Consider the following 22,531-nt stretch of genomic DNA (forward strand, 5'->3'; position numbering starts at 1 on the left):
TCCCGCCGCTTTGGCCGATATTCGTCCACCGCTTTCCACACGATGAACGATCCAGTTGTCCTGGTCCTGGTGGCCATCCTGCCCAGCGTGGTGGTCTTCCTCACCGCCTTCTACGCCATCCGCCATTTCCTCGGCGCGCGCAGCGCTGAGCGCCATGCCGAGCAGCTGGCCGGATTGCGCAAGGATGATCACAAGCAGGTGCTGCCGCTGCGGCTCCAGGCCTACGAGAGGCTCACGCTCTTCCTGGAGCGCATCCAGCCCGGTCCGCTGGTGTTGCGCATCCATCGCGCCAACATGGATGCCCGCGACCTGCAATCGGCGCTGGCCTCCACGATCCGGGAGGAGTTCGAGCACAACGTCACCCAGCAGGTCTATGTGAGCGACCGGGCCTGGCAGAAGGTGAAGCAGGCCAAGGAAGAGACCATCCGCTTGGTGAACATGAGCTTCGAGCAGGTGGGCGACGGCGCCAGCGGCGGAGAGCTAAGCCGTAAGGTGTTCGAGAATTCCGCGCGGCTCACGCACAGCCCGTCGCAAGAGGGCATCGTGGCGCTCAAGGACGAGGTGCGCCGCCTGTTCTGAACAGGGCGATCAGCCGGTCAGCCGCAGCTGATGGCGTGATGCTCCCCTTGCGCACGGATTCGCGAAGGGCGGGCAGGGCCTGCGCCACGGCGCGATCCTCATGGAATGCCTGCTCCAGCCCATGCGCGATCTCGCGATCGAGCCAATGCAGCGCTTGCTCGCGGCGCTTCGCTTCAAGTGCGCCTCGCGAACGGTCCTCTTCATGGAGCGCCTCGATCCGGACGCGCAGATCTTCGATCCCTTCGCCGGTGATCGCGCTCGTGAGCATCACTTCCGGCCTTCGTCCGCTGGGTCGCGGCGGCATCAGCTGAATCGCGCCCGTGAGGTCCCTGCGAGCGGTTTCGGCCCTGGGCCGGGAATCGCCGTCGCATTTGGTGAAGGCGATCGCATCAGCCGATTCCATGATGCCGCGCTTGATGCCTTGCAGCTCATCGCCGGCGCCGGCGATCAGCAGCAGCAGGTTGAGGTCGGCGAGCTGGTCCACCTCGAGCTCGTTCTGCCCGGCGCCCACGGTCTCGATCAGGACGCGGTCGTAGCCAGCGGCCTCGCAGAGCACGATGGCTTCACGGGTGCGACGGGCCACGCCGCCGAGCAAGCCGCTGGCAGGTGTCGGACGGATGAAGGCCGCCTCATGCACGGCGAGCCGTTCCATGCGCGTCTTGTCGCCCAGGATGCTGCCGCCGCTGCGGGCGCTGCTCGGATCGACGGCCAACACCGCCACGCGATGACCCCGTTCGATCATCCGCATGCCCAGTGCGTCGATCAAGGTGCTCTTGCCGGCTCCCGGGATGCCGGTGATGCCCAAGCGCAATGAAATCCCGCTCATGGGCAGGCATGCTTCAACGAGCTGCTGAGCGGCTTGCTGATCGGCAGCGCGGTTGCTCTCGATCAAGGTGATGGCCTTGCCCAGCGCGGCCCGGTCGCCGTTTCGCAGGGCCTCGAGGAGGTCGGAAGTCCCGGGCATCCTCAATAGCCCTTCTGGTAATTCTCCACCCATTCGGGGTCGCCGATGTCGTGCAGGAGCCTGAAGAGGTCCTCGCCGCAGGTGATGTCCGAGAGGCGATGGATCCCGTAACCCGAGAGCAGGAGCATCTGCCGCGGGCTGGGCTGCGTGCGGCTCTCGGCCCAGCCGAGCCCGCGTTGCCCACCACTGGGATCCAAGAATGGGTATTCCCAGAAGCGCAGCTTCCACAAATCGTCGAACACCCCGCAGTCGCTCACCGTGCGGGTGCCGTCGTCAAGAGCAGGAGGCAGCATGCAGCCTTCGACCTTGTATTTCCGGAACATGTTCAAGCGGCTTGGGTTGGCCTTGCTAGGCACCGCTCCTTGCGCCTCCATCACGAACTGGCCTCGTGTGATCGGCTGGGCCTCGATCACCTCACCCTCGAACTCCTTCACGATGAAGAGGGTGAAGACCTCATTGTTCAAGCCCGTCATCAGGCTCATCCCGAAAACGTGCGTGGCGACCGGTGCGGGCCGACCACCGCAGAGCACCAGAAGGGGAAAGAGCGTCGCCGCTACCGTTCTCATCACGCTTGATTGAGGCGCGAAAAGGTACGGCTGCGGCGGCGGATGCTTCTCCTTTCGGTTTCGGATCAGTGCTTCACGAAACGCTTGCGCCCCAATTCCTCTGTGCCCTGTTGCAGCACCAGCATGTAGGCGCCGCTCTCCAGCGCGCCCGTGCCGATCCGCAATTGCTGCGTGCCGCCTGACGATGCCAGGGTGCCGGTCATCGCCATGCGTCCCGAGGCATCGAGCATGCGCCATTGGATCGTGCCCTCACCTGCGCCATCGAGCGATATGAAGAGCTCGTCGCGCACCGGGTTGGGGTACACCTGCAGCAGGGCATCCTTCGGCTTGAAGAACACGGGAACGGAATGCGTGAGCTCGCTGGTGCCATCGGCGTCCACTTGCAGCAGGCGATAGTACGATTGCCCCATCAGCGGCTTCGGGTCCACGAACGTGTACTCGTTGGTGGTCAACGAATTGCCTTGCGCCTGCACCCGGCCAATGGTTTCGAAGCTCGAATTGTCGGAGGAGCGCTGCACATCGAACCAGGCGGCATTCAATTCGCTCGCTGTGCTCCACTTCACATCCACATGCGCCTCACGGGCATAAGCGTTGAAGTCAATGAATTCCACGGGCAGCCAGCAATCGACCGTGCCACTGGTCCAGGTGAGCGTGAGCTGGGCCTGGTTCTGCGTGTAGTTGCTCACGAAGAGCACGAAGATGTCGCCGGCCGTTGCGGTGATGCCGGGCACCCAGCCATCGCCTGCCACGGTCTCGGTCCCGATGGTGGCGGTGGGTTGGAACTGCGGTGGTGAATACACCGGGTGTCCCATGCCCGTGTTGTAACTGGAGGTGGCGGTGAAGGTGTTCGCCGCGCTGGCGAAAGAGCAGCGCTTGGGCGCGGTGTTCATCAGGGTGCACATGTCCGGCACCGTCTGGCTGGGGCTGAATGGCCCCCAGATGGCGAAGTTCACATCCGTGTTCGCGATGCTCGGCGAGATGCTGAAGCCGATGCTTGGCGTGGCGCCCGCACGGAAGGTGTACCACTCGCCCGGACGCTCATAGATGCCAACGCATCCGCTGTTTGCAGGGGTGAGGTCGCCCACGCTGCCATTGTTGGTCGGCTGCATCACCACCGGCGTGTTGTCGCACAGGATGGTGGCACCCGGGCAATCCTCGTTCGGCGGTGGAATGGCGTTGGAGCAGTTCACGCCCGTGAGGTTGATCGTGCCCGAGACGGCAGGGATCGCACTCTGGTACATCGAGTAGGGCTGGCCCACCAGATCGAACGTCCAATAGTTGTCCTGCGGGAAGTAGCCCCAGCCGTTGTAGGTGATCTGGATGTTGTCTCCGTTGTTCGCACTGATCAGCACCTGCTCGAACTGGCCGGTGGTCATGGTGTAAGTAGTGGGTGTTCCGCCGTTGATGGTCACCGTGATCGACGACCCTGCCCAGCCATCGCCGAAGATGTCATACATCCGCAAGGCGAAGATGCAGGCGGCATTCGGGTTGAAGGAGCTCTGGCAGGAGATCAGTGCCGACCAGCCCGGATTGGTCACGATGTCGTCACTGGTCATGGCGATGGTGATGCAGCCACTCGGGTGCGTGCTCGTGAATGAGCCCGGATTGGCATTGCCTGTGAAGCCGCCAGCGCCCAAGGTCTGATTGCACCAACCCGCCGGTCCGCCGCAAGTGGGCAAGCCGTTACCGCTCAACCACTGGGTGCCATTCGCGTTGTTCGGGGAGACCACTGGCCCATTGTACAGGTACATATTGTCCCAACCAGTCTCCAAGCTGAATGTGAGGAAATTGATCGTAACGGCATCACCTGGGATCTGCGGGCAGTAGGTCTGCCACCACGCGTTCACCCCCGCCGCTCCACCGAAATTCGGGGATCCAGGTGGGATGGTCGCGCCACCTCCGATGCACGTGTAGGGCCAGCAGTTGTTCCCACCGAAGTTGTTCGGGTTCTGGTTGATTGCGTTCGAGTAGTTGGCATTCGGCCCTCCTGGGTCATATACGGTGGTGCCGCAAATGCCCGTGGGCGGCGGCGGCGGCGGCGGTGGCGGTTGTGGCAGACCGCAACGGATGATGGCCGACCAGCCATTGCCCAAAACGCTGAAGTCCGAGGTCCAGCGTATGGTAAGGCAGCCGCCAGGGTGAGTGCTCACGAAAGTGCCTGGTGCTACAGCGCCACTGAATGGACCACCCAGTATCGGCGAGGCCGTTGTGGGGCCGTTGAACACCGTGAGGAAATCGAAATTCGCCTCCGTTTGGAAGGAGGTGAACGTGAGGGTGATCACCTGACCAGGCACCGAGGGGCAGAAGGTGTAGGTGCTCAGCTCATTGTTCGCGTACTGACCTGCTGGACCTGCACTATCATAGAAATTGCTGCCAACGACCTGGAGCACCGTGCCCGAAGCCGTGGTGGTATGGCATGGCCCCGGGGCGGGCAGGATAGGTGGTCCGCAGCTCACGCTGATCACCCAGCCCGTGCTCACCACGGTGCCGTTCGAGGTGAACCGGATGGTAAGGCATCCCCCTGCAGCGGAAGAGACCAGGCCCGGGGGCAAGGCGCCGCCGGAGTACACGCCCAGCACCGGTGATGCGATCGAAGGCCCGTTGTACACGGTGAGGAAGTCGGCGTTCAGCTGCGTGCTGAAGGAGGTGAAGTCGATCGCCACCACATCACCGGCGTTCACCGGGCAGAAGGTCTGCTCGAACACCTCGTTGTTGCCGTAGTTGCCGGTAGGCCCTCCGCTATCCGAGCTGTTGAGGTCGCAACCGAAGATCGGTGCGGCGGCCGTCTGGCGCGCGCAGATGTTGAATTGCCCCACGTTGCCCGTTTGCCTCCATACCCGCACGTAAACGGTGCTGCCCGGGGTCAGGCCTGCGAAGAGCTGCTGCGGCATGGCGGCGCCGAATGAGCTGCCGCCCACCTGGCAATTGATCGGCGGCACCAAGGAGAGGTTCGCAGGAGCGCAACCACCGCTAGAGGTATAGAGAGCAAGCGCCGCGTCGGTCAGGCCAATGGCTTGCGAGTTGATCTCCACTTGGCCGTTCGTAGGCACTACCACGGAATACCACACATCATTCTGCACGGGTGCTCCGCAGGGCGGAACCGCATAGGCGTTGTTGGTCGATGCGCCTTCGTTGGTGGTCAGGACCAGGTTGCAGGTGAGGCTCGTCGGAAGGGGGATGGCACCGCAGGCCTCATCATTCGGCGGGGGAAGGTTCTCCGTGGCGCAGATGCTGAAGGTGCCGTTGAGGTTTGCTCCTTGGGGCCACACGCGGATGTAGATGACCTCACCCGGAGCCAAGGGCGGCGCGATGGCCGGTGCGGTGGTCTGGCTGTTGATCCGGGGCATGTTGTTCCCCGCGAACTGATTGTCGTTGCACGCGATCTGGGTGAGCGTGCCGCTGGCAGGAGGGCAGACATCACCGCCTACGCTGAGCCGGTACCACGCCATGGCCATATCGGTGAGCGTGCCTGCGAAGGTGTTCACCGTGAAGGCTCCGGTAGCGGGCACGGTAACCGTGAACCAGACATCGTTGTTCACGGCGCCGCCGCAGGTGGGCGCGCCGGCGGTGAGCCCCGGCGGCAGGTTATTGGTGGCGAATTCCGTATCGTACTCCTGTGGCGCGCAGGCCGCTGGCGTGGGCAGATTGATGGCGCCGCAAGGAAGGTCGTTGAAGGGCGGTGTGGGCTCGAACGCGCAGATGTTGAAGGTGCCCATGTTGCCGATATTGCTGTTCGGCCAGATCCGGATATACACCGTGCTGCCGGGAACGACCAGTCCGCTCACATCCAGCAGCGGAGTGGGGCCGGGGCTGCAGGCCACCACGCTCCAGTTCGCCAGAGGAGCGTTGCAAGCAGGTGTATTGTAAACGGCCATGCCCAGGCTACCAGCGCTGACCAATGAGCTCTCGAACCGCAGGTTGCCGCTGGCCGGCACTACGGCGCTGTACCACACGTCGCGGCCGAAGTAGGCGCCGCACCCCGGATTGGGTACCAGGCCGGTCTCCGTGCTGCCCCACACAGCAGCTCCGGGCTCGTAAACGCAATCGATGGGAAGCGGGCCCGCGAACGAGATGGCATTGCAGGGCACATCGTTCGGCGGAGGCGTCGGGATGCTGCACGTGATCACCAGGGTGCCGCACAGCGCCGCATTCACCACGCAAGGGTTCTGGAACACGCGCACCCGGTACAAGCCATTGGTCTGCGGGGTCCAAGTCAATTGCGCAGGACCATTGGCCGGGCCGCAACCGTCGTTGTCGAATGCGGGCCCGTAATAGCCCGGCGCCACAGCCGCGAACGCGCCGGTGGTAATGCTCAGGCTGAAGTTATTCGCCGGGGCGCTCGTGCAAAGGCTGAAGGTGTACTGGTTGCCTTGGCACATGTAGATCTGCGCGTAATTGTTCCCGCAGACCGGCACCGTGAAGGTGGCCGGGCAGATGGTGCAGGAAGAAGTCAAAGGAGCCCCGAAAGAAGCGCCAATGGGCGGGTAGTTATTCGGCCAAGCCGGAGGCCCTGGAGGCACTGTAGCGGGCAGCCAACTGCCATTGGGCGCCAAGGCCGTTGCGCCCATGCCCGTACCGGTGCATTGCGCCAGAGCCGAAGAGGTCGGTGCGGCCATCCACGCGATACCCAGCACGAGGGTCATGGCCAAGGGAGCCAAGCGCGTGATGAAAGACCTGCTGCGGAGGGAGTAGCGTCGTGTCATGCGGGTGAGGCTGAGCGGGTTCCTCAATCAAGTCGGAACTTGCGGGGGTGAATATACCAGCAGTCTGATGTGAATAACCATCGAGTGCTACGGTCGGTTCGCGCCAATTCCTGGAGAGGGCTTTGAGCGCCAATCGGCGGTGGGGGCATCGGGTTTTCCCAACCATGGGACGGTGGGCGATATGCGCGGTTGCCCCACGGTGAATAAGTGCAGGTGGTGATTCACCGTTAATTCCATGCACCGCTCCAATGGAATCGAGGGATTCGGGCCAATGCCGGGCTGCTCTCCCGACCCACTATGAACAACGCCCGGCTGCGCAGGCAGCCGGGCGTTGAATGGAGTCAGGCTTGGGAGCCTACCGCTTGATGAAGCGGGCGTGGCCGAGCATGCCGCCGCGCTCATCCACCAGTTCAACCAGGTAGCTGCCGGCATCCATGGTCAAGGGCAATTCCACTTGGTTCATGCCCGTCAGGGTGCTGGTGCGGCCCCACGCCACGGCCCTACCGCTGGCATCCACGATCCGCCAACTGGCCTGGCCATCGTTCGCTGATTCGAAGCTGGCCCAAAGGCTCTCGCCGGCCGGGTTCGGGTAAACCACCAATTGGCCGCCCGCGCGCATCATCACGGAGACCACGGGGGAGAGTTGTCCGGACCCATCCATGGCGATCTGCTCCACCCGGTAGTAATTGAGCCCATTGGCGGGCTGCTTGTCCGTGAACGCGTAGGACGTCGGTGCAAGGCTCGTCCCAGCCGCATCCACCATGCCGATCGACCGGAACGAGGAGCCATCCTCCGACCGGTCGATGCGATAGTAATCGCTGTGCTGCTCACTGGCGGTCTGCCAGGTCACGAGCACCTCGCTTCCCTTCGGTTCCGCCGCCAGACCCAACCACTCCACCGGCAGCAGGTTGCAATCGAGGATGGTGCTCGGCGTGTTGTTCCAGTTCAGGGTGAACGACAAACCGTTCATCGAGTAGTTATCGATGTAGAGCAGGTAGGTTTGTGCGGCAAGCACCGGCAGCGCGCTGGAGAACGGCGGGCCACCGGCGCCCTCCGTGGCATTCAGCGCCGTGGTGCTCAATCCGGTGGTGTTCGCCACGGCGGACCAATTGCAGCGGATCGGCGGGCTGGTGGGTGGGCAGGGTGGGGTGCCCGCATAAGGACCCCACATGGCGAAATCGTAATCCGTGCCGGGGGTCACCGCCACGTTGAAGGCGATGGTGCCGGGGGCATTCGTGGTGAAGCGAAGCCAGACGCCCTGGCGCTCATTGGCCAGCATGCATCCACGGTTGGTCGCGTTCAGGTCCTGCGAATTGCCGAAGTTGCCCGGCGCGAAGGTGAACGACTGCGAGTTGCAGATCTGCTGGGCGCCGATGCAATCCGAGATCGGAGCCGGTGGCACATTGCAGGTGCCGTTCACGGTGAACGCGTGGTTGAATCCGCTGGTGGGCGGGTTCGAGCTCGCGTACATGGTGAAGCCGTTGTTCGCGATCAGGCTGAAGCCGACCTGGTTCTGGAAGCCGCCAACCGGCGTGTACGACAAGGTGACGTTGGCTCCCAAGGGCGCGCTGAACACCACATTGCTGATGCCTCCGTAAACGGTGTAGTTGGTGCAGGTGCCGTTGATGCACAAGGTCACGAAGCCGCCGTTCCAGCCATCGCCCGCGCTATCCGTGAGGCGCAGCGTGTAGGCGCAAGGAGCTGGCGTGGCCGTGCTGCGGGCGCAGAGCAGGAAGGTGCCATCGTTGCCGGACTGGCGCCACACGCGGATGTACACCGTGCTCCCGGGCGCCAGGCCCGTCACCGTGCCCGCAGGCATGTTCGCACCGTTGGTGCTGGTGCCGATGGCGCAGCCGCCATTGCCCGCGGCCACCTGGGTCAGGCTCAGGTTGTTGCCGCCGCAGCTGCCCGTGGCCGTATAAACCGCGTAGGCGGCGTCATTCAGCAGGAGGTCATCCGTATCCAGTTGCAGTTGCCCGTTGGCCGGCACCGTGGCCGTGAACCAGACATCGTTGTTCGGGGCGCCCCCGCAGCTCGGGTTGGGGATGTTGATCACGCTGGGCGCCGTGGTGCCCGTGGTGGAAGCGAATTGGTTGGAATAGGGCTGGTTGAAATAGCAACCGCCCGCAACAGGCAAGGCCAAGGCTCCGCACGGATTGTCGTTCGGCGGAGGAACGTTCTGGATGGCGCAGATGCTCGCCGTTCCGAACGCCGTGGTCTTGTTCCACATCCGGATGTAATAGGTGACGCCCGGCGTGCCCGTGAGGTTGAAGCCCGGCATCGGGTTCGCTCCCAAATTGTCATTGCAGGCCACTTGGGTGAGCGTCACGGCGCCTTGGGTGGCGCAGTTGGTGCTCATGGTGCCGCCGGACACGGTATAGGCGGTCATGGCCATGTCGCTGAGCGTGCCGGCCTGCGTATTGATCGTCATCGAACCGGTGCCGGGCATCACCGCCGCGAACCACACGTCGCCGCCCGCCACGGGGGTTCCGCAAGTAGGAGCGGGCACGGTGTAGATCGCGGGCAGCGCGGTGGCGTTCTGGGTGCTGAACGGCGTGAGCGAGCACGAGGTGGGCACAGGCAAAGCATAAGGTCCGGTGGCTCCGCACGGGCTGTCGTTGGGCGGGGGGATGGGTTCATAGGCGCAGAGCTGGAAGCTGCCCATGTTGGGCGCACCGGTCTGCGGCCATACCCGGATATAGACCGTGGTGCCGCCGGTGAGGGCACTCAGCGAAACGAAGTCGTTGCAGTTGCAGCTGTTCGGCACGATGGTGAGCGCGCCGGGCACGCCCGTGTACACCGCAAAGGCCAGGTTGTTGGCGCTGATCTCCTGCAGGATCACCGACAAGTTGCCGCTGGCAGGAACACCCACGCTGTACCACACATCGTAGCCGCTGAAGGAGCCCGAAGCGGTGGCGCAACCACCGGTGGTGCAACCGCTCGGCACGCCCGCTGAGGTGGTCGCCCAAGCCACGGTGCCGCTTACCATGGTGCAACTGGTGGGAGCTGGCGAGCCTAGGTTGGTGGCGGTCTGAGGCTCATCGTTGATCGGCGGCGGCGGCACCGGGTTGCAGGCGATCTGGATCGTGCCGCAATTGGCGCCATTCACGGTGCAGGAGCTGTTCCAAAGGCGAATGCGGTAAGCGCTTGTCACTTGAGGTGCATAGGTCACTGTGGCATGGCCGCCTGCTGTGCCGCACCCGTCGTTGTCCCATGATGGGGGTGAATTCAATGCCAGCGCGGTGCCTGCAGTCGTGGTCACCGCAAGGACAGAATTCCAGGCCGAGGCGGCACTGCACATCGAGATGGTGTACACATTGCCAACGCACATATAGGCGGTGATGTACTGGCCGGAGCACATGTTCACGGAATACACGGCCGGGCAAACGGAGCAAGCCGCTGAGTTCGTGGCTGTACCCGGGCTGAACTGGTTGGTAGGTGGATAGTTGTTGGCCCAAGGAGCCAAGGTGGTATAGGCGTGCAGCACATTGGTTCCTGTGCCTGTTGCCGGGTTGCTCAGCGTAAGGGTGGTTCCGGCGATGCCCACGATGGTGGTTCCGGGAGGAATGTTCGGGCCCGATACGCCCATGCCGATCACCAAACCAGTCGCAGAGAGCACCGTTGCGGTGGTGCTGGCTGCGGTGGTGGTGGTGGCTACGTTGCCACTCATGTTCGGTGGAACGGAGGCGGGGTTCCAGGACGCGTTGCTAACCAGACTCTGCCCAGGAGCATATGTGGTGAAATTGCCCAAGCAAGGCGGCTGCGCATGCAGCGAGAACCCGATCAGGCCGGCGCAGAGCGCGAGTGCGTAATGCTTCATCATGGTGCCTGATTAACGGTGGTGGATCGGGGTGGCGCTGAGGGGCGCTTCGGGGTGCAGGGCATTCCACTGCTCCACGGCTGCGCGGTAGCGCGCAAGGTCCGCGGACTCATCGCCCGTGGGCACGAACACCGGCACGGCCGGCGGCGCCTGGATGCCGAGCTCTTCGGCGCTGCGCGTTCCGGGCAATAGCACCACGCCGCGTGCCTGCATGGCGCTGCGGTACACGGTTTCGGGCTGCAGCGTGCTGCTCTTCACCTGCACGATCCGCATGTCGTCGGAGTGGTGCACCGTGGCATTGGCATCCACGGTGAGGAGCGCTTCGGTGAGTTGCTTCAACTGCCCCATGCTCACCGGCTGGGCAGCCTCGAAGTAGATGAACTGGCCTTGCTGTGCGCGCACGGAGGCAGCGGCAATCAGGCAAGCGACGCCAACCAGCAGTTTGAACCGCATGTTTCGGGTGGATTTATTCAGCGGCGCCAAATTAGACGAAACTGACTTCCAAGGTAATAGACGGTGCTAGCAGATTGTCAACCAGCCTGGTTGAATCCATCATCAGCCGGTCCGGCTGACCAAGACGCGGCATGCCCGAAGGGTTGCCGCCATCCGATCCATTCAGCGCATCACAGACAGGCGCAGATGCACCGGCGAGCCTCCCAGATGCTGCAATCTGCAGGTGTACTGGCCTTCTGGAAGCCCATGCACGCCGAGGCTCAGGCTGTTCCAACCACCGGAGGCGGTGAACGTGAGCCGCTGATGCACGCGGCCCACGGCATCGATGAGCTCCACGCCCAAGGGCCCGTCAGCCAAGGCATTGAACCGGAGAAGGGCCTGCTCGTTCGCCGGATTCGGGCTGATGGATGCGTCGGCCAAGGTGGCCCCATGCAGCACGCTCACCACATCACTGAACCCGGCGCTGCCATTGCTTTCATGCACCTTCAGGCGGTACTGATTCAGGCCGACCTGTGGGTGCGGATCGATGAATTCATAGCTCGTGGTGCCCCCCGTGCCTCCTGCGCCCTGAACCAAGCCGATGGCGGTGAAGCTGCCATCGCCGGCCATCGCACGCTCCACCTCGAAGGCGATGACCTCGCGTTCATCCAAGGTCCGCCATTCCACCCGCACATGGTCTCCCGCATCCTCGGCCTCGGGCCCCAACAGGGTGGCTCCCAGAATGGCGCAATCGAGCGAGGCACCGCCCTGAAGGTCCCAATCGAGGCTGAAGGCCAGTCCGCTCTGGCTCCAATTGCTGATGTACAGGAGGTACACCTGACCGACAACGACATCGAGGTACCGCACCCACTTATCACCGAAGGCGCCTTCGCTGAGGTCTCCAGCAGTGAAGTTCAGGCCGGTGGCACCGCTGGGTGCTGCATAGGAGCAGCGCAAGGGCGCGGAGAGCGGAGGGCAGATGGAGCTCGGCGTGCTGCCCGGCGGGAAGGGGCCCCAGATGGCGAAGTCGTAATCATCGGCAGGGTCGGCCGGATTGATGGTGAAGCCGATCTGGCCGCTGGCGCTGATGGTGAAGTTGTACCAGGTGCCCTGGCGCTCGTTATTGGCAAGGCAACCGGCCGTCGAAAGGTTCAGGTCAGCGACCAGCCCCGTGTTGTTGGTGTTGTTGTTGAAGCTCTGTCCATTGCAGATGGTGACGCTTCCGATGCAATCCTCCGGCGGAGCAGGCGGTGGCACGCAGGTCAGGGTTCCTGCATAAACGATCCCGTTGGCTGGGGGCGTGCCCGAGCTGAATACCGCGCCGCCGCCCAGCGTCAGGTTGTAGCTGTTCTCGCCCTGATAGGGCCCCGAGTTGTTGTAGGAAAGCACGATGCTGTTGCCCGGCATCACCGGAATGGACACCGAGTTCGATGTTCCCGTGACCGTGTAGTACTGGAAGGGGCCTCCGTTGATGCTCACGCCCACATTCGATGAGCCCCAGCCATCACCGAAGGAATCGAAGAGGTTGAGCACGTAGATGCAGCCGCCGGGCGGAGGAACCACAGGCGTGGTGCAGGTGACCGTGAGGGTGGCGCAAGAGCTATTCGAACCGCAGGGGAAGAACAAGGACCATTGGTCAATGAGCACCCGCAGCTGCCCGGTGAAAGTGGCCACCCATGTGATGCTTGATTGCACCCCGCAGGCATCGTCGTTGTAGCCGAGCGACCCGCCGCCCGCGTTGTTGTAAAGGGTGATCTGGGTGTCCCAGGTGGTGGTTCCGCAGGTGCTGAACGTGTAGGTGTTGCCGGCCACCACATTGATGAGCTGGTACTCGCCGCCAAAGAGGCAGGTGCTGGCCACCGTGGTGCCGGGACACGCCGGCGTGGTGGTCTGCCAATAGGTGTTGTCATTCGGGCATTGGCCGAAGGCCGATGGACCCGGGGCGAGCAGGGCAGCAGCGAAGGCGAGGCGTGCGTAGTGTCTAACCATGGCTGCTCGGTTCAACGTGGTGGTGCATCGCCGATCATCCGCTGGTATTCCTGCTGATGCGCCGCGATCCAAGTCTCCTTGGCGATCGTGTAGCGCAGGTCGTCACCAGCGGGGTCGCCAGTATCCACGCGCGTCGGGAACCCTTGGGCAGTGGCTCCTGCGGCTGGTTGGAATTGCCTGGCACCGCCATTCAGCGCGCGAAGGATCCGCTCATAGGGAATGGACGCATCGATGCGCACCTTCAGGTATTCCGCATCGGCCGATAGCAGCGCCTTATCATCGAGGCTGGTGAGGTTCTCGGCGGCGTGCTTGAGGGTGCTGCCATCCAAGAGCCCATCGCAACGGAAGTGGTACACGGCCTGTGCCTGCGCTGCGGCGCTGTGGCCCAAGGCCGCGAATGCACTGGCGATCCACCACATCCGAAGGAAGCGTTTCCAGGGTACGTTGCGATTCGGCATCATGAACGTGTGAACCGTATAGTTGAGAGACGCTTGCTGCACCGTCAAGTTGTCTAGCCCTCCTGCGTCAATGACGAAAGTACGCCTTGGCTCCGATCCGTCCAAGTCCAGCAGAGGATCCCCATGCACAAAGCCGGGTTCATGGCCCGGCTTTGCTGATGATCGGGTTGGGGCCCGGGCTAGCGCACCACGAATCGGCCGATGTGCTGCGATTGATCGCCACCGAACGAAGCGAGGAGCAGGTAATGCCCGCTTTCGAGGCCATTCAACGGCATGGTCACGGCCTGCTGTCCAGCGGCAACAGTGGATCGGTGCTCGCGGACGAGCCGGCCGCTTGAGTCGAGGATGCGGAGATGAGCCAGCATGTCGGTCTCGGCGTCGATCGCCACGCTGATCTGGTCCTCGGCCGGGTTCGGGAAGAGACCACCGACGAATGATCCATAGCGGTTCGCCACGGCCACCACCTCGCTCAGTTCGCTGCTGCCATCAGTATCGATCATCTTCAGCCGGTAGTAATTGAAGCCGGGCAGGGGTTGGGCATCGAGGAAGTCATAGGCAATGCTGCTGGCGGAGCTGCCCGCAGCGGTCACTTGGCCGATCTGCTGGTAAGCGCCGGTCTGGTCCTGCCGTTCCACCACGAAATGCGAGGTGCCGGACTCCGAAGCGGTGAGCCAATCGAGCCGGATGCCCTCGGGCACCGGTGCCCCTAACAGGCTCACGAGCTGCACCGGGAGCAGATTGCAATCGAGGCTGGCGCCATCGGTGAGCTGCCAGGTGAGGTCGAAGGCAAGGCCGCTCTGGCTCCAGTTGCTGATGTAGAGCAGGTAGAATTCACCGGTGCTCACCGGCATCAGCGTTGACCACTTATTCCCGGATGCATTCTCAGAGGGATTCGTTCCTGCGGAGGAGAGGCCGGTATCGCCGGGATCCCCGCTGTAATTGCAGCGCACCGGCGTGGCCATAGGCGGGCAGCTCAGCGTAACGAAAGGACCCCAGATGGCGAAGTCATAATCGTCGGCCGGATCGTTCGGCGAGATCGTGAACCCGACCGTGCCGCCCGCAGAGGGCGTGAAGCTGTACCAGGAGCCTTGGCGCTCATTCGAGCCGAGGCAACCGCGCGAGTGCAGATGCAGGTCGGCCGTGAGTCCGGTGTTCGTTGGATTGTCGCTGATCTGCTGGGCGCCGCAGATGGCCGTTCGCCCGTAGCAGTCGCTCGTGCTGGGCGTGGCTGATTGGCAATCGACCGTGCCCACATAACGAAGGCCGGTGCCTGGTGTTGGGCCATCGGAATAGACCGGGCCATGGATCATTTGCAGCACGTATCGGATTTCTCCCTGGTTCCCGCCGACTGAATTGTAAGTCAGCTGGATGGACTGTCCGATGGTTGCTGTGATGTAGGCCACATCACGATCGGCGTTGGTATTGGTGTAGCTCACCGCGGGCCCTGCACCGATCTGGATGCTGACGTTGCTGCCGCCCCAGCCATCGCCTTGGGAGTCGTACATGTGCAAGGCATAGGCGCAATTTCCGGTGCCGGGGGCCGTGAAGGCGCACAAGTTGAAGGTGCCAGTGCCGCCGCCATTGTTCCAAGCGCGCACGTAATACACGGTGCCCGCACTCAGTTCAAGAGGAGTAAGGGTGATGAAGGGCATGTTGCCGGGTCCGGTCGCATTGTCGCAAACCACGAGCGACAGGGAGCCGCTGCAGACGGTTGCACTGTATACCGCCAGGCCGATGTTGTTGAGCGTTCCAGCCGTGCTGCGCAAGGTCACCAATCCGGAGGCGGGTGCAGTGAATTTGAACCAAACATCGCCGCCAGAGTAGCCAGCGCAGCCTGGGTCAGGGATCCCAGAGGTGTTGGTCGCATTAACGTTGGTGTAATTGATTAGTGTGCAACTCGTTCCCGGTGAAAGGTCAATCGCGCCGCAAGGGTTGTCATTCGCCGGCGGAGGTGGTGGTTCAATCGCGCAGATGTTGAAGGTCCCGCTTGCCCCGCCGTAGCCCCAGACACGCACATAGTATGTAGCCCCCGGAACAAGGCCGCCAGCGGAGATCCTGCTGAAAAACCCGAGACCGCTCGCATCGTCGTTGCAGTCAATCAGTGCCATGCCCGTCGAACAAGTGGCGGCGCTGTACAGGGCCATTCCGGTGTCGCCCAGGCCACCGCTGCTGCTGGTCTGCAAGGTGATCGCCCCAACCGCCGGGGCCACGAAAGTGAACCAGACATCACCGCCCACGTAGTTCGCGCAGCCCGGGGCAGGGATGCCTGCCGAAGCGGTGGCATTGAGGTTCGATGAAGTGATGTTGGTGCATGACGTGTTCGTTGTCAGCGCGGTTGCCGAGCAAGGCTCGTCGTTCGCGGGAGGCACGGGGCTCCAGATGCAGAGGCGGCCATCCATGCCGCTGTTGTCGTTGTGGCGTTGGATCCGGATCATGTAATCCGTTCCGGGCGTGGTGGCCAGGCCGGTGATCACCGCGTTGTTGCCATTGCCGCCCGAGTTCACACAGGCCACTTGGCTGAGGCCGGCTGTACAGGTCCCTGTGTACACATGCATGATCGGCCGGTGGTTGTTGTCCGGGTCGAAGGTGATGTTCGTGGTGGTGTAGGTTGCCGTGAACCAGCCCCACGCCTCATCATAGTTGCCGCCGGTGCATCCGGATGCCGTGTAGGTGGCGGAGAAGGATCCCGGCTTATTGAAGTCGTTGAAGGTGCAGGAGGTGCCTACCGGGTACTCATTCCCGGCGTTGTAGCCGCAGGTATTCGTGGCGGTTTGCGCGCCGCTCGTGTCCGAGATGGTGATAGCCAGGCCGATGAGGGCGCCGCGCAGCACTTTGGGTAGTGTGATCGAGGTGCTCATTGGTTCTCGGATTTTGGGTCGATCCGGTTCGAGCGCGGCGCGAGCCCCACGCCCATGCCTGCGGCGAGGTTGAGCACTTGCTGCGGATCGATCGGTTGATAGGCCAGGATCTTCATCGAGCGCGAAGGCCGGTCGATGTTCACCTTCATGCGCGGGTCGAAGCCTGAGACGGCCTCCAAGAAGAGCTTCTCATCATAGGCGCTCAGGGCAGCGGTGAGGCTGAACTGGTAGCGGTGCTCTTCTTCAGTGAACGCTTCGGCTCCCTGCGCCTTGGAGTCGGCTGAGAACAAGAGGGCGAACGCCATCGGCACCAGCCCTGTCCATGGTTTCCATGTGCTCATTTCGGTCCGTATTGGGCCTGGCGGAGTAGGCCAAGCCGGGCCGCTTCAACGGATCCGACGAAAAGCGGTTACAGGCGGACCAACGGATTGTGCGCCGACAAGTGGAAGGGAACGGCCGGCCTAACTCGGTTCGGCCACTGCCGCGTGGGCGGCTGCGGGCTTGCCCGGGTATGCCGACAGCGCTTGGCGAAGGCAATCGACCGCCAGTTTCAGCTGCGGCTGTTCCAGCACATACGCCAGACGCACCTGCCTTCGGCCCGATTCCGGATCCGCATAGAAGCCGGTGGCGGGGGCCATCATCACGGTGTGCCCTTCATGGCTGAAGGATTCGAGCAGCCATTGGCAGAAGGCATCACTGTCGTCGATGGGCAATTCGGCCACACAGTAGAAGGCGCCCTTGGGCTTGGGGCAGCGCACGCCGGGGATGGTGTTCAGGCCATCGACCAGGATGTCGCGCCGCTGCACGTATTCGGCCACCACATCGTCGAAGTACTTCTTCGGGGTGCGCAATGCGGCTTCACTGGCCAATTGCCCGAAGGTGGGCGGGCTCAGGCGCGCTTGCGCGAACTTCAGCGCGGTGGCGAGCAGCTCGGCGTTGCGCGTGATGAAGGCGCCCACACGGGCGCCGCACATGCTGTAGCGCTTGCTCACGCTGTCGATGAGCACCGCGTGCTGATCGAGGCCGTCGAGCTCCAGCGCGCTCACATGCCTGGCGCCATCGTAGCAGAACTCGCGGTACACCTCGTCGGCGAAGAGGAACAGGTCGTGCTTCAGCACGATGCTGCGAAGGGTCTCCAATTCGGCGCGGCTGTACAGGTAGCCGGTGGGGTTGCCCGGATTGCAGATCAGGATGCCCTTGGTGCGCGGGGTGATCAGGGATTCGAAGGCTTGGATCGGCGGCAGCGCGAAGCCATCGTCAATGGAGCAGCGTACGGGAACGACCTTCACGCCGGCGCTCACCGCGAAGCTGTTGTAGTTGGCGTAGTATGGTTCCGGGATGATCACCTCATCACCCGGCTCGAAGCAGCTCATCATGCCGAAGAGCAGGGCTTCGCTGCCGCCGTTGGTTACGATGATCTGCTCGTGCGTGACCGTGATGCCGTGCCCTGCGTAATAGTCGGCCAGCCCTTTCCGGTAACTCTCGTACCCAGCGCTGTGGCTGTACTCGATCACGGTGCGGTCCAGCTTGCGCATGGCATCCAGGGCCACGTCGGGCGTTGCGATGTCCGGCTGCCCGATGTTCAGGTGGATGACCTGTACGCCGCGCTTCTTGGCCGCCTCGGCATAGGGCACGAGCTTGCGGATGGGCGATGGCGGCATCAATCGGCCTTTGGACGAAATGGCAGGCATGGGCGTGGCGTTGGTTGCGCGGGCGAAGTTCGTCATGCGCCGCAAAGCACGAAGCCCCTCCTTTCGGAAGGGCTTCGCCTTAGTGGCGGGTTCAATTCAATTCGGCGTGGCACCGTCCTCCGCGCCGCCCGAGACCATGCCTTTCACGCGCACGATCTTATCCGGTTCGTTCACGGCGTTGCTGGTGATGGTGACGCTCTTGTTGATCGGCCCGGTGCGCTTGGTATCGTAACGCACGGATACCGTGCTCTTCTGGCCAGGCGCGATCGGCGTGGTGTCGCACTTGGGGACCGTGCAGCCGCAAGAGCCCTTGCAGTTGGTGATGATCAGCGGGGCATCGCCCGTGTTGGTCACCAAGAAGGAGCATTCACCGTTCGCACCTTGCGCGATGGTGCCGTAGTCATGCACGTCCTTATCCACTTGGATCATCGGACCGGTCTGCGCGGCGCAGGCTGTTCCCAGCAGTGCTGCGAATGCGAATGGAAGGAGCTTCATCATGGAGTTGGGGAAAGCGGATCAATGCTTCTCAACAGGCGCCATTGGGCTGCTCTCCTTCACCGGCGAGGTGGGTGAAGCGGCCGATGCCTCGACCGTGCCGCGGATCGTCACGATCTTGCTCGGGGCGTTCACGGCATTGCTGGTGATGGTGACGCTCTTGTTGATGGGCCCTTGGCGGTTGGTGTCGTACTTCACGGTGATGGTGCTCTTCTCGCCGGGCTTGATCGGGGTGGTGTCGCACTTGGGCACCGTACAGCCGCAGCTTCCCTGGCAATTGGTGATGATCAACGGAGCATCGCCCGTATTGGTCACGGTGAATTCGCAGGTGCCATTGGCGCCTTGCGGAATGGTGCCGTAGTCATGGCTGTCCTTGTCAACGCTGATCATGGGGCCGCTTCCGCCAACGGGCTTGGCGTTGGGCTGGGCGCTGGCGGCGATCACGGCTAGGCCGAATCCGAGAGAGAGTACGAGCTGCTTCATCGGTGTGAATGGTGTTTTTGTTTCGACGTTGGTACGCCAAAAGTGAGGGACCTTTCACGAGCCCCATCCCGCTTAACAGGACATTAACAGCCCAGGCAGCGGCAAGCGCTCAGCGTACCTTCAGCAGGTTGCGCACCTGCTGGTTCCCCTCGTTCTGCAGGCGAGCGTAATAGACGCCTGCGGGCATGTCGCCCAGATCCACGTCGATCCGGTAGCTGCCTTGGGGCATGAGCTGGTTCATGACGGTCTGCACCAATTGGCCCTGCTCATTGAAGACCTGGATCATGACCCGGCCGCCGTTGCTCACGTAATCAAGCGTGGTGCGTTCGGTGAAGGGATTCGGATAGGCGTTCAGCAGTTGATCACCGGCGCGCTGGTTGGCTTCGTGGATGCTGGTGCCCAGGCATCCCTCGGGATCGATCAGCGCCAGGGGCTGGTAGGTGTTCAGCAGCACCGCATCGATGTCGTTCGGCTCCAAGCAGAACCAATCCTTGAGCACGCTCGCGTAAACGCTGCGGAAATCGTACTGCATGGCCAGATTGGTCTGGTAGGTGGCGTTGCTCGGGATCTGCGGATTGGTGCCCAGCATGCCTGGGATCACCTTGGTGCCGAAGAGGAACATGGGCTGCGTGCTGCCGTGGTCGGTGCCGAGCGAGGCATTATCAACGATGCGCCGGCCGAATTCGCTGAACGTCATGCCCAGCACGCGGTCCTCGAGGCCCAACAGGCCCAGGTCGTCCTGGAAGGCATGGATCGAATCGCTCAGGCCTTGGAGCAGGTTCGCGTGATTGCCGATGCTAGGGTCATCCTGCTGAACCTGCTGGGCATGGGTATCGAACCCGCCGAGGCTCACCCAGTAGATCTTGGTCTTCAATCCCCCGCAGATCAGCTTGGCTACCACTTTAAGCGCTTGCGCGAGACGAGCGCCAGGGGCATTGCCCGTGGGGTACAAGGTGCTCTGCACGCAGTTGGCGGATGCGGCCGCTTCGATCACATCGCCGTAGAGGTCCGTCTGACGCTGCACCTGGCGCACGAAATCGAGCTTGCCGCCATTGCATAGAGCACTCGGCGGATCCTGATAGATGTAGTTGGTGAGGTTGAGCGGATCATCGGTGCTGTTGATGGAAACACCCATGCTGAGCCCTTGGAACTGCAAGCCGAGGCCCACCGCTCCGCCCACCCGGATCGCGAGCGGATCAGGCATATCGTCGTTGGGGTAGCCTGCTGGATAGTTCGGGTACTCCTGATTGAGATAACGCCCCGTCCATCCGGAGTTCAGCAATTGATCGGCATTCGCGCCGGTCTCATAGATGTCGGTTGCGCGGAAGTGCGAGAAGTTCGGCTCTGGATAGCCCACCCCCTGCACGATGGCGAGCTTGCCGTCCTGCCAGAGGTCCTGCATACCGGTCATGGCGGGATGCAGGCCCGTGCCGCCGAGGCCGGCCAGCGGCAGCACCTGCGGTTGCGGGATCAGCACATAGGGGCGCTTCACCGAGAGCACGCTGTACTGGTCGAGGGGGATCACGGTGTTCAGGCCGTCGTTGCCGCCAAAGAGTTGGATGATGACAAGCACGCGGTCATCGGCTGCCCGATTCTTCCAGAGGGCCTGCATCAAGGGGCTGCTGAAGCCCTGCACGGTGAAGCCGCCTACGGTGGCTGCCGAAGAGGTGCGGAGGAATTGCCTGCGGTTCATGCGGTTGGTGTTGCGGCGGTTCAGTGCATCTGGGTCTCTGCGGCCTTGGCCATGTCGAGGAAGAGCAGCTGCAGCAGGGTGGGCACCAGCTGGGCGGTCATGTCGGTGGTATTCGGGTCCTGCACATAGAGCTCGTACGCGTCCGTCCAATAGCTGTCCGTGATCTGACCGAGCAGCAGATAGCTGATCTTCAACTGGGTGCGCACCAATAGGCTCACCGGTATGGCAAAGAGCAGTTCGGCCGCATCCACCACCAAGGTGTTCGGGTCGTAGGGATCCGTGAATTGCCCCACCAACGAAACGAAGTTCACCTTGAATTCGAGGTTCGCGCTCTGCGGCTCATAAGTGCCTGCCGGTGTTGAGAAGCCGGCGTACATGATCCCTTGGATCGTGTTGGTGCGCGCCGGGTACGTGGCGGTATCGAGCCAGAGGTCGTCGTAGGCTGGGTACTGGTAGTAGGCTGACCAGCCTGCCACGTTGGGCGGTTGGTGCAGTTGCTGGCCGCAATAGGCCATCAGATAGTACACATCGCGCCAGACCATGTGCTGCGCTTCGAGCTGCGTGGGCGCAGGCATGGGCACTTCCAGCTTGCGCACCGCGCCGACCACCCAGTCGGCGGGGCTCATGATCATGCAGGCCTGCACGTTCGCGCTGAAGAAATGGTCGCTCGTGAGCAGGGCTTCCATCACGATGCGCATCTGATCGGGAGCCGCCGCGTTGTCGCGGAAGATCTCGGCCAGCGGTTCAATGACGCTGGTCTCTGCGGAAGCATCGATCTCGCCATGCACGAAAAAGCGGTAGAGCTCCCGGCAGATGAATCTCGAGACTTCCTCCTTCGCCATGATCATGTTGAGCAAGGCGTTCAGCTCGGCCTCGCCGCCGGGATCTCCGGCAACGCCTTGGATCACCGTGTTGTTGAAGAAGGCGCTGAACTGCTTGTCAGCGGTGACGTGCTGGCTCGGTCGATAGGCCACATAGGGCAGAACGATGTCGCCCAAGGCATCGGTCTCGCGAACGGTCCAGCCAGTCAGCACACGCGCGGCAGCCTGCACATCCTCTTCCGTGTAGCCGCTGCCTTCGCCCAGCGTGAAGAGCTCCATCAGCTCCCGCGCGTAGTTCTCATCGGGCGCTGCGGCGGTGTTCAGGTAGCCGTTCAGGTACACCAGCATCGCGCCATCGATCGTGATGTCGTGGATCAGTGTGCGGAAGTTCCCCAGGCATTGGGTGCGCAGCAACTGGTCGTACACATAGGTGAGCCGTGGATTGAAGATCGCGCCGAATTCCGTTGGCAGGTGGTTGTGCCAGAAGAGCGTCATCCGCTCGCGGATGTTGCGGTCCTGGTGCACCATGAGCCCCGTCCGCCACCACAGGAAGCTCTGCAGGCGCGCACTGGTGAGCTCCGTGAGTTCCGTGTCATTGGCGCCGTAGCGCACGGTATCCACCCAGGTCTGTCCGAAGGGCACCTGCGGATCGAGCGCATTCGGGTCCGGGTTGCCGCCGTTGAGCCCCCAATACGCTTTGGTGGGCGGCGTGGTGTCGTTGGTGACGGTGAGCAGCGCATTCACCACCTGACTGAGGCTCTGCCCTTGGAAGTGGGCGAGGTCGGCGTTGGAGCAACCGAAGAGCGTGCGGCGCAGCAGGTGCTGCAGTTGCGGGCGACCGAAGGGGCCGGTGTACGGAGTCAGTGGCATGCGGAGGAAGGTTGATGCGTTGACGCTCGAAGTCGGGGAAAGTTAGATCGGCCCCCCATATCATTTCCTAGAAGTTTTGGACCAGTTCTCACCAAACCGCTGGTGAAGG

Annotated in this window: 15 protein-coding genes; 1 reads left to right on the forward strand and 14 read right to left on the reverse strand. The window is 62.8% G+C overall.

What is annotated here, in order from left to right:
- Window positions 1-42 precede the first annotated feature (42 nt).
- The gene (locus IPM12_07620) at window positions 43-579 is read left to right on the forward strand and encodes a hypothetical protein (GenBank protein MBK9147669.1); all 537 of its coding nucleotides are present in this window, start codon (window positions 43-45) and stop codon (window positions 577-579) included.
- Here the strand turns inward: IPM12_07620 and meaB are convergent.
- The 14 genes from meaB to IPM12_07690 form a co-directional block, all read right to left on the reverse strand.
- Entirely contained in the window at window positions 551-1,543 is a 993-nt protein-coding gene (gene meaB, locus IPM12_07625) for a methylmalonyl Co-A mutase-associated GTPase MeaB (GenBank protein MBK9147670.1), read from the reverse strand. The two genes, IPM12_07620 and meaB, sit on opposite strands and share 29 nt — an antisense overlap.
- A gap of 2 nt (window positions 1,544-1,545) precedes the next feature.
- Complete coding sequence (locus IPM12_07630; protein MBK9147671.1) at window positions 1,546-2,109, reverse strand: hypothetical protein; 564 nt, start codon at window positions 2,107-2,109, stop codon at window positions 1,546-1,548.
- Window positions 2,110-2,174: 65 nt separating this feature from the next.
- Entirely contained in the window at window positions 2,175-6,812 is a 4,638-nt protein-coding gene (locus IPM12_07635; protein MBK9147672.1) for a T9SS type A sorting domain-containing protein, read from the reverse strand.
- 355 nt (window positions 6,813-7,167) lie between these two features.
- Window positions 7,168-10,635: a T9SS type A sorting domain-containing protein gene (locus IPM12_07640; protein ID MBK9147673.1), complete on the reverse strand. Its 3,468-nt coding sequence runs from the start codon at window positions 10,633-10,635 to the stop codon at window positions 7,168-7,170.
- 9 nt (window positions 10,636-10,644) lie between these two features.
- A complete protein-coding gene (locus IPM12_07645) occupies window positions 10,645-11,085 on the reverse strand; it encodes a hypothetical protein (GenBank protein MBK9147674.1) in 441 nt (146 codons plus the stop codon).
- Window positions 11,086-11,247: 162 nt separating this feature from the next.
- On the reverse strand, window positions 11,248-13,053 hold the full coding sequence (locus tag IPM12_07650) for a hypothetical protein (GenBank protein ID MBK9147675.1): 1,806 nt from the start codon (window positions 13,051-13,053) through the stop codon (window positions 11,248-11,250).
- An 11-nt stretch (window positions 13,054-13,064) separates the two neighbouring features.
- Window positions 13,065-13,514 (reverse strand): hypothetical protein, encoded by a 450-nt coding sequence (locus IPM12_07655; GenBank protein ID MBK9147676.1) that lies wholly within the window; start codon window positions 13,512-13,514, stop codon window positions 13,065-13,067.
- Between the two features lie 176 nt (window positions 13,515-13,690).
- On the reverse strand, window positions 13,691-16,369 hold the full coding sequence (locus IPM12_07660; protein ID MBK9147677.1) for a hypothetical protein: 2,679 nt from the start codon (window positions 16,367-16,369) through the stop codon (window positions 13,691-13,693).
- A complete protein-coding gene (locus tag IPM12_07665; protein ID MBK9147678.1) occupies window positions 16,366-16,710 on the reverse strand; it encodes a hypothetical protein in 345 nt (114 codons plus the stop codon). The genes IPM12_07660 and IPM12_07665 overlap by 4 nt, the downstream gene beginning before the upstream one ends.
- A 120-nt stretch (window positions 16,711-16,830) precedes the next feature.
- Window positions 16,831-18,060 carry a pyridoxal phosphate-dependent aminotransferase gene (locus IPM12_07670; GenBank protein ID MBK9147679.1) on the reverse strand — a complete coding sequence of 410 codons (1,230 nt, stop codon included), beginning with the start codon at window positions 18,058-18,060 and terminating at the stop codon, window positions 16,831-16,833.
- 96 nt (window positions 18,061-18,156) lie between these two features.
- Entirely contained in the window at window positions 18,157-18,558 is a 402-nt protein-coding gene (locus IPM12_07675; GenBank protein MBK9147680.1) for a DUF1573 domain-containing protein, read from the reverse strand.
- A gap of 18 nt (window positions 18,559-18,576) precedes the next feature.
- On the reverse strand, window positions 18,577-19,038 hold the full coding sequence (locus IPM12_07680) for a DUF1573 domain-containing protein (GenBank protein ID MBK9147681.1): 462 nt from the start codon (window positions 19,036-19,038) through the stop codon (window positions 18,577-18,579).
- Between the two features lie 109 nt (window positions 19,039-19,147).
- Window positions 19,148-20,731: a DUF1501 domain-containing protein gene (locus tag IPM12_07685; protein ID MBK9147682.1), complete on the reverse strand. Its 1,584-nt coding sequence runs from the start codon at window positions 20,729-20,731 to the stop codon at window positions 19,148-19,150.
- Window positions 20,732-20,751: 20 nt separating this feature from the next.
- Window positions 20,752-22,422 carry a DUF1800 domain-containing protein gene (locus IPM12_07690; GenBank protein MBK9147683.1) on the reverse strand — a complete coding sequence of 557 codons (1,671 nt, stop codon included), beginning with the start codon at window positions 22,420-22,422 and terminating at the stop codon, window positions 20,752-20,754.
- Window positions 22,423-22,531 lie beyond the last annotated feature (109 nt).

The organism is Flavobacteriales bacterium, assembly GCA_016716605.1.
Taxonomy (GTDB): Bacteria; Bacteroidota; Bacteroidia; order Flavobacteriales_F; family PHOS-HE28; genus PHOS-HE28.

What these genes read in the sequence shown, in the direction of transcription:
- IPM12_07620 (MBK9147669.1), top strand. Translation starts at nt 43, where the DNA reads ATGAACGATCCAGTTGTCCTGGTCCTGGTGGCCATCCTGCCCAGCGTG.
- meaB (MBK9147670.1), bottom strand. Translation starts at nt 1,543, where the DNA reads ATGCCCGGGACTTCCGACCTCCTCGAGGCCCTGCGAAACGGCGACCGG.
- IPM12_07630 (MBK9147671.1), bottom strand. Translation starts at nt 2,109, where the DNA reads ATGAGAACGGTAGCGGCGACGCTCTTTCCCCTTCTGGTGCTCTGCGGT.
- IPM12_07635 (MBK9147672.1), bottom strand. Translation starts at nt 6,812, where the DNA reads ATGACACGACGCTACTCCCTCCGCAGCAGGTCTTTCATCACGCGCTTG.
- IPM12_07640 (MBK9147673.1), bottom strand. Translation starts at nt 10,635, where the DNA reads ATGATGAAGCATTACGCACTCGCGCTCTGCGCCGGCCTGATCGGGTTC.
- IPM12_07645 (MBK9147674.1), bottom strand. Translation starts at nt 11,085, where the DNA reads ATGCGGTTCAAACTGCTGGTTGGCGTCGCTTGCCTGATTGCCGCTGCC.
- IPM12_07650 (MBK9147675.1), bottom strand. Translation starts at nt 13,053, where the DNA reads ATGGTTAGACACTACGCACGCCTCGCCTTCGCTGCTGCCCTGCTCGCC.
- IPM12_07655 (MBK9147676.1), bottom strand. Translation starts at nt 13,514, where the DNA reads ATGATGCCGAATCGCAACGTACCCTGGAAACGCTTCCTTCGGATGTGG.
- IPM12_07660 (MBK9147677.1), bottom strand. Translation starts at nt 16,369, where the DNA reads ATGAGCACCTCGATCACACTACCCAAAGTGCTGCGCGGCGCCCTCATC.
- IPM12_07665 (MBK9147678.1), bottom strand. Translation starts at nt 16,710, where the DNA reads ATGAGCACATGGAAACCATGGACAGGGCTGGTGCCGATGGCGTTCGCC.
- IPM12_07670 (MBK9147679.1), bottom strand. Translation starts at nt 18,060, where the DNA reads ATGCCTGCCATTTCGTCCAAAGGCCGATTGATGCCGCCATCGCCCATC.
- IPM12_07675 (MBK9147680.1), bottom strand. Translation starts at nt 18,558, where the DNA reads ATGATGAAGCTCCTTCCATTCGCATTCGCAGCACTGCTGGGAACAGCC.
- IPM12_07680 (MBK9147681.1), bottom strand. Translation starts at nt 19,038, where the DNA reads ATGAAGCAGCTCGTACTCTCTCTCGGATTCGGCCTAGCCGTGATCGCC.
- IPM12_07685 (MBK9147682.1), bottom strand. Translation starts at nt 20,731, where the DNA reads ATGAACCGCAGGCAATTCCTCCGCACCTCTTCGGCAGCCACCGTAGGC.
- IPM12_07690 (MBK9147683.1), bottom strand. Translation starts at nt 22,422, where the DNA reads ATGCCACTGACTCCGTACACCGGCCCCTTCGGTCGCCCGCAACTGCAG.